We start from the raw sequence: 7,024 nt of genomic DNA, 5'->3' as shown, positions 1-7,024 counted from the left end.
GCACCACGTCGCCGCCGGAGAGCCGCGTTTCCATCTCGCGCACTTCTTCCGGCTTCACGTTGAGTTCTTTGGCCATGATGCCGACTTCAACATCGCTCAGCACCTCGCGGTGGGTGTCTCCGTCCAGCGCATCGGAACGGAAACCCTGCTTGCGCGACCTCAGGTTGAAGAACAGCTTGCGCTGCGCCTTGGTCGTGGCCAGCTTGACCATGCGGCAGTTTTTCAGCACGTATTCGTGGATCTCGGCCTTGATCCAGTGCATGGCGTAGCTCACCAAGCGCACGCCCTGGTCGGGGTCGAAGCGTTTCACGGCCTTCATCAGACCCACATTGCCTTCCTGGATCAGGTCGCCGTGGGGCAGGCCGTATCCCAGGTATTGGCGGGCAATGGACACCACCAGGCGCAGGTGCGACATGACCAGCTGGCCTGCGGCCTCGAGGTCGTTGTCGTCGCGCAGGCGGCGCGCGGCCTTCTGCTCTTCGTCCAGCGTGAGCAGCGGCAGGCGGTTGACCGCAGAAATGTAGGCGTCCAGATTGCCCAGCGGCGGCACCAGCGCCCAAGGGTTCGCGACAGCGACCTGGCCACTGGAGGCGGCTGAAATGGGGGCAAGTGAGTGGGACATGGAGAACCTCCTCGGGTATGTACCAATGATGTTAGCACTCTCTATGAGTGAGTGCTAAGTGTGAAGTTCCATGACCTTGGCGATTCAAGTACCTGGCAAAACGGATGATGGCGGTGTTCAAACTGCACCACGCCTGATTTGCCGGTCCGGGCAGCCCGGCGCCCCGGGGGGAGTACACCTGCGTGCTGCGGTGGGGATCAACACCCACTACAGTTCATGCCCTCACCCCGGACCGCCCAAGGAAAGCCCATGCCCCGCCCCACCCTCGACGAAGCCGCCATCCACCCCGCCATCCGGGCCAAGGTGGCCAACCTCCACGCCGATCTGCTGCGTCAGGCACAGGCCGAAGCGGCCAGCAACGCCGTGATGGTGTTCGGCATGTCGGGCAATCCGTTTGTGGGCAAGGCGCGCAAGGCGCTCGACGCCGCAGGCGTGTCCCACGGCTACCTGGAAATCGGCAGCTACTTCTCCCAGTGGCGCCGGCGCAATGCCCTCAAGATGTGGACCGGCTGGCCCACGCTTCCCATGGTGTTTGTGCGCGGCGTGCTCGTGGGTGGCGCCGAAGACGTGGCGCGGCTCATCGAAACGGGCGAGCTGAAACAGCTGTTGAGCGCATGAAGCCCCAGGCCGAAGTCTGGCGCTGCGACGCAGGCGCTGCCTCGGTGGCGGTGCTCGCCATCCCCGGCTCGCTGGAACGCCACCGCAGCTTCGACGTGGACGTGACGCTCGTGGTGCGCGTGCCGCAGCCGCTGGCCGGCGCCTGGCATGCGTTGACGGTGGAGCTCGACGGCCAACAGAAATGGACCCGCCGCATCGCCAGCAACAGCCCCGGCCAGACCGACGGGCTGGACTACCACTGCCGCATCGAACTCCCCACCGGGCGGGCGCTGCGGGTGCGTGCGGTGGCAGGTGCTTCCGGCTCCGTGCTTCGGCAACTGGTGGTGGAAGCGCGGGAAGAGTTGCCCGGCGGCTGATCGCCCAGCCTGCGGGAGTACCCTGCAGGCCATTCAACGGATTGCACGACCTTGGCCTTGCCAGCACCGTTGCATGGTTGGACTCGTTGACCTTGGCCGGCGTAGCCTTGGCGGTCGTTCCTGATCGGGCGGCAACTGGACCCGGTGGGTTGCCCACTGAGACAAATTCCTCAGCGCTCAGGCGTCACTCGCCAGACGGTGTTGGACAGGTCGTCAGCCACGATCAATGCGCCCTTGGGGTCAACGGTGACGCCGACCGGGCGGCCCATGGTTTTGCCGTCGCTCTGGAAACCGGTGACGAAGTCGACCGGCGGCCCGCTGGGACGGCCGTTGGCGAAAGGCACAAAGATCACCTTGTAGCCGACAGGCACGTCCCGGTTCCAGCTGCCGTGCAGGCCGATGAAAGCGCCTTCTGCAAACGGTGTCGCGAATCCCGCCTGCACAAAGGAAAGTCCCAGAGGCGCCGAGTGCGACGGCAGGGCAAAGTCCGGGCGCACTGTGGCCTGGACCAGTTTGTCGTTCTGGGGCTGCACGCGGCGATCGACGTTGGGACCCCAGTACGCGTAGGGCCAGCCATAGAACTCACCTTCCCGCACCGAAGTGAGGTAGTCCGGTACGAGGTCGGGGCCGAGTTCGTCGCGCTCGTTCACCACAGCCCAGAGTTGCCGGCTGGCGGGCTCGAACGCCAGCGCCGTGGGATTGCGCAGGCCGGTTGCGAACGTCTTCGTTGCACCACTGCTGGTGTCGATCTGCCAGACCACGGCGCGGTTCTCTTCCAACGCCATGCCGCGCTCTCCGATGTTGCTGTTGGAGCCGATGCCAACGTAGAGATAACGACCGTCGGCATCGGCCGCGAGAGACTTCGTCCAGTGGTGGTTGATCGCTGAAGGCAACTTGGTCACCGTCACGGGAGGTGCCGTGGCCTGGGTCTGCCCGACCACGTACTCGAACCGGACCAGCGAATCCTGGTTGGCGACATACAGACTGTTTCCAACCAGTGCGAGGCCATACGGTGCATTGAGGTCTTTCGCGTAGACCCACCTGCCTTCGTAGGTGCCATCGCCATCGGCATCTCGCAACAAGGTCAGTTGATCGCCGCCTTTGACGGACGTGTTGCCCCTGGACTTGATGATGCCGGCGATGTAATCCTTGGGCTTCAGCACGGGGGCGCCCCCGCCCTTGCCTTCGGCCACCAGGATGTCGCCATTGGGAAGCACCAGCGTTTGCCGCGGGACTTTCAGGTCGGTGGCGATGGACTTGATCGTCCAGCCTTGCGGCACTGCCGGACGGCGGTCGCCCCAAGCTGCAGGTTCTGCGATGCGCATGCTCGGCAGCAGACCCCTCTGGGGTGGCGGGAGGTCCGCGTTGGCCGGCTGTGCGCCGCTCGAGCCGGCCACCGCTGCGACTGCAAAAGCCAACGTGGAGCCCAGCAACCGGGCCCGCGTCGTCATGCCGTCCTCCGCAAAAAGCCGGCGAGCCCGATCGCGCTGGCCGTTGCGACGAGCACCACCACCACGGCCGACAGAATCAATCCGGTTGGCATTGCTGCCCAGCCATCCTTGCCGTGGACCAAGGCGTTGATGAACCCGACGACAAACGTGGCCAGCAGCAACGTCAGATAGATCAGTCCTTGACGGTGGCGGTTGACTGAGGAGCGCAGCACATCCACTGCGCCCCACAGCAGCGCCGGGCCCGCAATCAGCAAGCCTCCCGCGATCAACCACGCGGCAAAGTTGACCCACTGGATCTCGTGGCTGCTGAAGTAGGCCCAGTCGCTGAGCAGGGCGCCCAGGAACAGCGGCACGGAGGACAAGACGAAGATGGCATGCATTGGGGTATCCACAACTGGGGGGAATGGCCATGATCGCCATTGCAGGACAGGCGTCTGTTCGTCACCGAACGGTGCGCGTTTGTCTCTCAGTGATGTGATCCAGCGGGTTCACATCACTCGAAAGCGCCTCTGCCCATGGCGGAGAGCCACCGCGCTGCCGCCCACACCGCCACCAGCAGGTACACCAGGCCTCCAGGCACCCACATCACGAGCCCCGCCAGTTGCTGGTCGGCCAGCGCCGAGGGGGCGTCGCTGTACAGCGGTGCCCGGGAGAATGCGAGCAGTGCTCCCAGCAGACCCGTGTGCATCACCGTGAACAACAAGGCTCCGGCGGCTGGCAAGGCGCCGGCGCGACCAGGCCGCAACACCGACCACCAGAACAGCCAGCCGCTGAACAGGAAGCAGGCGTGTTCGACCACGTGCCACAGCGGTGATGCCAGGGCCGCGACGTAAGGACCGGGTGCATGCCAGAACCAGATGGCCGCTGCATGGAGCAACGCGCAGGCCATGGGGTGGCGGCTGAAGCGGTGCAGAGGACGCCAGAGCGCGTCGGCGCGTGCACCCAGCACGGCGCGCCACTGTGGCAGCGGGCGTGCCAGCACGAGCAGCGGCGCCACCACCACCATGAGCAGCATGTGCTGCACCATGTGCCAGGCGGCGCTGTCTTCGGACCATTCGTCCAGCGGCCCGAACAGCGCCAGGCCGGTGATGAACATGGCCGTGTGCAAAGCCAAGCGCGGGCCCCGGCGTGGCGAGCGCCGCGCCGCACCCACGGCATAGCCGATCCAGGCCAGCACGAACAGCACCTGCGTGAACCACACGGGTGCCTGTTCGATGCCGCCCTCGCCGCTGTGCGCACCGGCCGCCAGCGGCAAGACCCAGATCAGCAGCGCCACGGTCTTCATACACACGGGGCCAGCAGAACCGCGGGCAGCGCCACCAGCGCTGTGGACACGGCGGCGGTGGCGTAAAGCGCGGTGGACGCGCGGGCAAAAAAGAGCGGGCGTGTCCGGCACGCCTCGGTGGCCAGACGCCGCGCCGTGCGCGCGCCCCACCATGCAGCCGCGCCGAAAGCCACCGTGCAGGCCGCAGCGAGCAACAGCACCGCGGCATTGAGCCAGGTCCACGCGCCTTGCGCCGGGGGTGGTGGCGCAACCGCGCAGGCCACGGCCAGGCCACCGTAGGTGGCGCAGAACCAGGCGAACCACAGCGTGAGGCCGATCACCAGGTGCCAGCCGTGCGGTTTCATGGCCGCGCACCGAACGCGAGGGGCAGCATCGCCATGAGGGCCCAGGCCAGCGCTGTGGCCAGCGCACAGAACTGCCACCACATGGCCACCACGCCGGGCTCGTATGGTGCCATCAGGCTCACGCGGCCCAGGCCCACCCGCAAGGCCTGCAGCGCTGCCAGCACCGCCGCGAGCGCGCCGTGCAGCAGCAGGTAGATCAGCGTGAAGCTCAGCACCGCGTCGTGCGCGCGCAGCGTGGGTTGCAGCCCGGCGGTCAGCAGCAGCCACAGCAGCCCCGCGCAGGCGGCCACACCACAGGTGCTCGCGAGCCACAGCGCACCCTGCAAGCCCGCGGCGTTGCCCGCGCGCAGCCGCCGCACCCCGCGCTGCAGCAACAGCATGCCGGCGCCGAACAGCAGCGCCACCGCCGCCAGCGGCCAGGTGCCCAAGGGCGACGCTGCCGCCGGCTGACCACCCGGCACCACGGTCCAGAGGTAGAGCCAGCCAAACAGCAGCGAGGCGTAGAGCGATGCGTCGGCCAGCAGGGTCAGGCCCATGCCCCACAGACCCGGGCCGTCGAAGGTGTGGGAATGCAGCTTCAAGCCCTCGGGCAGGTCGTGCGTTTCACCGGCCACCGCGTTGGCCTGGCCACCGCTCTCCCACGACCAGCGCAGCAGCACCACCACGGCCAGCAAGGCCAGACCGATGGCCACCGGGTACTGCTTGAGCAGCAGCGCCATGCACAGCAGCGCCAGCAGACCACCGGCCACCAGCGGCCACCACGAATTGCCCGGCAGGTGGATCACCTCGCGCACCCGACCACTGACCGGGTCCACGCCCAGCGTCTCGCGCCGGCCGTGCGCGGCGTGTGGCAGTGCGTGCTGGCCGGTGGCAATGGTCTCGGGCAGGTCGGGCGCGTCCCACAAGGGGTGGCGCGTGGTGATGCGCGGCAGGCTGGCGAAGTTGTACGAGCGCGCCGGTGTGCCGCTGGCCCATTCCAGCGTGTCGGCGTTCCAGGGGTTCAGTGGTGCCTTGCGGCCGTAGCGCCAGTGCAGCACGAGATCGAGCAGCAGCGTGGCGATGCCGAAGGCCATGACAAAACTGAACACCGACGAGATCAGGTTGGGCAGGTCCCAGCCGAGGCCGGTGTCGTAGGTGTAGACACGCCGGGGCATGCCGAGCAGGCCGGTCCAGTGCATCACCAGAAAGGTGCCGTTGAATCCGATGAAGGTGAGCCAGAAGCCGGCCCGGGACAAACGCTCGGACGGCAGGCGTCCGCTGAAGTGCGGTAGCCAGTGGTAGATGCCCGCGATCAGCGGGAACAGCATGCCGCCGATGAGCACGTAGTGGAAATGCGCCACCACAAAATGCGTGTCGTGCACCTGCCAGTTGAAGGGCACGAAGGCCAGCATCACACCCGTGAGCCCACCGATGACGAATATGAGCAGGAAGCCCGCGACCCACAGCATGGGCACGCTCCACACCGGGCGCCCGCTCCAGAGCGTGGCGATCCAGGCAAACAGCTGGATGCCGGTGGGAATGGCCACCAGCATGCTGGCCATGGCAAAAAAGGCCTGCGACAGCACGGGGATGCCGACGGCGAACATGTGGTGCACCCACAGCCCGAAGCTGATGAAGCCGGTGCCGATCATGGACACGACCACCCACTGGTAACCCACCAGCGGCCGACGTGCGTAGACCGGCACCAGCATGGAGACCACGCCCGCTGCGGGCAGAAAGATGATGTAGACCTCGGGGTGACCGAAGAGCCAGAACAGGTGTTGCCACAGCACCGGGTCGCCCCCGCGCGTGGGGTCGAAGAACGACCAGCCGGCGGCGCGTTCGAGCTCCAGCAGCAGGCTGCCCAGAATGAGCGGCGGAAAACCCACGATCACCATCAGGGACGTGACCAGCATCGACCACGCAAAGATCGGCAACTGGTGCAGGCCCATGCCGGCGGCGCGTGCGCGCAGGATGGTCACCGTGATGTCGATCGCCGCGGCCATGGTGGCGATCTCGATGAAGGTGATGCCGAGCAACCAGAAGTCCGCACCCATGCCGGGCGAGTAGGTGTTGCTGGACAGCGGCGTGTACATGAACCAGCCGGCGTCGGGCGCCAGCCCCACCAGCAGGCTGCTGGTGAAGATGAGCCCGCCGAACAGATAGCACCAGTAGCCGAATGCGCCCAGGCGCGGAAACACCAGGTCGCGCGCGCCCAGCATCTTGGGCAGCAAATACGCCGCCAGGCCCTGCTGGATCGGCACCGCGAAGAGAAACATCATCATGGTGCCGTGCATGGTGAAGACCTGGTTGTAGGCCTCGGCGCCCATGAAAGCCTGCCCCGGCTGCGCCAGCTGCGCTCGCAGCAG

Annotated in this window: 8 protein-coding genes; 2 read left to right on the top strand and 6 right to left on the bottom strand. The window is 66.7% G+C overall.

Annotation, left to right across the window (positions count from 1 at the left end; translation table 11 throughout):
* Window positions 1-622, bottom strand: a 622-nt coding sequence (locus Q0C59_RS17560; RefSeq protein ID WP_291217946.1) for an RNA polymerase factor sigma-32, incomplete at its 3' end; no start/stop codon positions are given.
* 249 nt (window positions 623-871) lie between these two features.
* Between Q0C59_RS17560 and Q0C59_RS17555 the strand changes: the two genes are divergently transcribed.
* Window positions 872-1,240, top strand: coding sequence for a glutaredoxin domain-containing protein (locus Q0C59_RS17555; RefSeq protein WP_291217944.1), 369 nt, complete (start codon window positions 872-874; stop codon window positions 1,238-1,240).
* Window positions 1,237-1,596 (top strand): hypothetical protein, encoded by a 360-nt coding sequence (locus Q0C59_RS17550; RefSeq protein ID WP_291217942.1) that lies wholly within the window; start codon window positions 1,237-1,239, stop codon window positions 1,594-1,596. The genes Q0C59_RS17555 and Q0C59_RS17550 overlap by 4 nt, the downstream gene beginning before the upstream one ends.
* A 170-nt stretch (window positions 1,597-1,766) precedes the next feature.
* Here Q0C59_RS17550 and Q0C59_RS17545 read toward each other — a convergent pair whose 3' ends face one another.
* The 5 genes from Q0C59_RS17545 to ctaD all read right to left on the bottom strand — a co-directional run.
* Window positions 1,767-3,047, bottom strand: a complete 1,281-nt coding sequence (locus tag Q0C59_RS17545; RefSeq protein WP_291217940.1) for a sorbosone dehydrogenase family protein — start codon at window positions 3,045-3,047, stop codon at window positions 1,767-1,769.
* Entirely contained in the window at window positions 3,044-3,427 is a 384-nt protein-coding gene (locus Q0C59_RS17540) for a DUF2231 domain-containing protein (RefSeq protein WP_291217938.1), read from the bottom strand. The genes Q0C59_RS17545 and Q0C59_RS17540 overlap by 4 nt, the downstream gene beginning before the upstream one ends.
* Before the next feature lie 113 nt (window positions 3,428-3,540).
* Window positions 3,541-4,332 carry a cytochrome c oxidase assembly protein gene (locus tag Q0C59_RS17535; RefSeq protein ID WP_291217935.1) on the bottom strand — a complete coding sequence of 264 codons (792 nt, stop codon included), beginning with the start codon at window positions 4,330-4,332 and terminating at the stop codon, window positions 3,541-3,543.
* Window positions 4,329-4,676: a hypothetical protein gene (locus tag Q0C59_RS17530; RefSeq protein ID WP_291217933.1), complete on the bottom strand. Its 348-nt coding sequence runs from the start codon at window positions 4,674-4,676 to the stop codon at window positions 4,329-4,331. The genes Q0C59_RS17535 and Q0C59_RS17530 overlap by 4 nt, the downstream gene beginning before the upstream one ends.
* Window positions 4,673-7,024, bottom strand: a 2,352-nt coding sequence (gene ctaD / locus Q0C59_RS17525; protein WP_291217931.1) for a cytochrome c oxidase subunit I, incomplete at its 5' end; no start/stop codon positions are given. The genes Q0C59_RS17530 and ctaD, both read right to left, overlap by 4 nt.

Source organism: Hydrogenophaga sp. (genome assembly GCF_022844385.1).
Lineage (GTDB): Bacteria > Pseudomonadota > Gammaproteobacteria > Burkholderiales > Burkholderiaceae_C > Hydrogenophaga.
This window is presented reverse-complemented; position numbering and strand designations above follow the sequence as displayed.

What these genes read in the sequence shown, in the direction of transcription:
- Q0C59_RS17555 (WP_291217944.1), top strand. Translation starts at nt 872, where the DNA reads ATGCCCCGCCCCACCCTCGACGAAGCCGCCATCCACCCCGCCATCCGG.
- Q0C59_RS17550 (WP_291217942.1), top strand. Translation starts at nt 1,237, where the DNA reads ATGAAGCCCCAGGCCGAAGTCTGGCGCTGCGACGCAGGCGCTGCCTCG.
- Q0C59_RS17545 (WP_291217940.1), bottom strand. Translation starts at nt 3,047, where the DNA reads ATGACGACGCGGGCCCGGTTGCTGGGCTCCACGTTGGCTTTTGCAGTC.
- Q0C59_RS17540 (WP_291217938.1), bottom strand. Translation starts at nt 3,427, where the DNA reads ATGCATGCCATCTTCGTCTTGTCCTCCGTGCCGCTGTTCCTGGGCGCC.
- Q0C59_RS17535 (WP_291217935.1), bottom strand. Translation starts at nt 4,332, where the DNA reads ATGAAGACCGTGGCGCTGCTGATCTGGGTCTTGCCGCTGGCGGCCGGT.
- Q0C59_RS17530 (WP_291217933.1), bottom strand. Translation starts at nt 4,676, where the DNA reads ATGAAACCGCACGGCTGGCACCTGGTGATCGGCCTCACGCTGTGGTTC.